The organism is Colwellia sp. SU-HH01172 (assembly GCF_057553355.1).
This window is the reverse complement of the sequence record NZ_BAAJMB010000017.1, coordinates 1-1,548: the sequence shown is the minus strand read 5'-3', so window position 1 is coordinate 1,548 and position 1,548 is coordinate 1. Positions and strand designations below refer to the sequence as shown.

Below are 1,548 nucleotides of genomic sequence, written 5' to 3'. Positions count from 1 at the left end.
AGCTTATTGTAAGGCACAATATAATGTTTAAACATTACGATTTGCCTTCTTTCTACATTTATATATTGAACATTATCTTAGAGTTATTTTTAATTCAAGCGCTTACACCGGCTTTTCAAAACATAAACTCGGGCAAATAAGGCATTTGACTTATTTTATGAAAATATCTTTAGTTGCGACTACACTGTATAAATAAACATGAAATAAATTTCAGGCTCTTAGATGAAATCAGAATTTTTAAATTACTTATCTGAACAAATGCTAATAAGACGATACGCTAAACGTACCATTGAGAGCTACTTATATTGGATAAAAGCTTATATAAATTATAGTAATAAAAAGCACCCCGCCCTTTGCCATAATGCTGAAGTTGAACGCTTTCTTAGTTACCTAACGATTCAACTAAATATGGCACCGAGAACACAATCTTTAGCTCTAAATGCATTAGCGTTTTTATATCGCGATATCATTAAAAATCCACTCACTTTAACACTAAATTTTAATAAAAGTACGCTACAACCTAAACTTCCCGTTGTTTTAACACAAGATGAAATTAAGCGCTTACTGATGCATGTTTCTGGAAAATATGCGCTGCTTTGTAAACTTATGTATGGCAGCGGTTTACGGCTTATGGAAGGCGTTAGATTGAGGGTGCAAGACATTGATTTTGACTATTTCTCAGTCATGATTTGGCACGCAAAAGGAGGCAAGCATCGACGAGTGACTCTCGCACACGAATTAGTAGAATTACTACAACAACAGATCAATACCGTGAAACTGTATTATCAACAAGATATGGAGCACAGTAAATACATCGGTGTATATCTACCGAACGCGTTGGCAAAAAAGTACCCTAATGCCGCCAAAGAGCTTGGCTGGCAGTACTTATTTCCATCCGATAGGTTAAGTGTAGATCCAAGCAATAAATTACTACGAAGGCACCATATTGATGAATCGGCACTACGAAAACACCTAAAAAAAGCAACAATTGATGCAAATATTGAAAAGAACGTAACTTGTCACACCTTACGTCACTCATTCGCCACTCACTTGCTTCAACGCGGCACAGATATTCGCACAGTACAAGAACAGTTAGGCCATAGCGATATTAGAACAACACAAATATATACCCATGTAATTGAATGTGGTGCAAATGGCGTGATCAGCCCGCTGTCAACTTTACGTTCATAGGATGAATTACGTTAAATATGCTACGAGAAATGAAATAGTCTGTGATCACGCTGAAATTGTCATAAAGACTGCATATTCGATTAAACAATGGCTAGCTGAATATTTAGCGAATTTTAATTGGCTATAATTTTGAATAATATCTTTTGAGGTAAACAAGGAAATTAAGAACTGTAGAATTGAATCAAATAAATTGGCGGAGTGGACGGGACTCGAACCCGCGACCCCCGGCGTGACAGGCCGGTATTCTAACCAACTGAACTACCACTCCGCGTATTTATTTTTGAGTTTAAGGACTCCTCCATTGAAGGCAATTGGCGGAGTGGACGGGACTCGAACCCGCGACCCCCGGCGTGACAG

1 protein-coding gene and 1 tRNA gene are annotated in these 1,548 nt (G+C 37.8%); one reads left to right on the top strand and one right to left on the bottom strand.

Annotated elements, in window-relative coordinates:
• The first annotated feature begins 222 nt into the window (after positions 1 to 222).
• Complete coding sequence (locus tag AC27JP_RS20285) at positions 223 to 1,191, top strand: integron integrase (protein ID WP_487117759.1); 969 nt, start codon at positions 223 to 225, stop codon at positions 1,189 to 1,191.
• A gap of 191 nt (positions 1,192 to 1,382) precedes the next feature.
• Here AC27JP_RS20285 and AC27JP_RS20280 read toward each other — a convergent pair.
• A tRNA-Asp gene (locus AC27JP_RS20280) sits at positions 1,383 to 1,459 on the bottom strand.
• Positions 1,460 to 1,548: the final 89 nt, after the last annotated feature.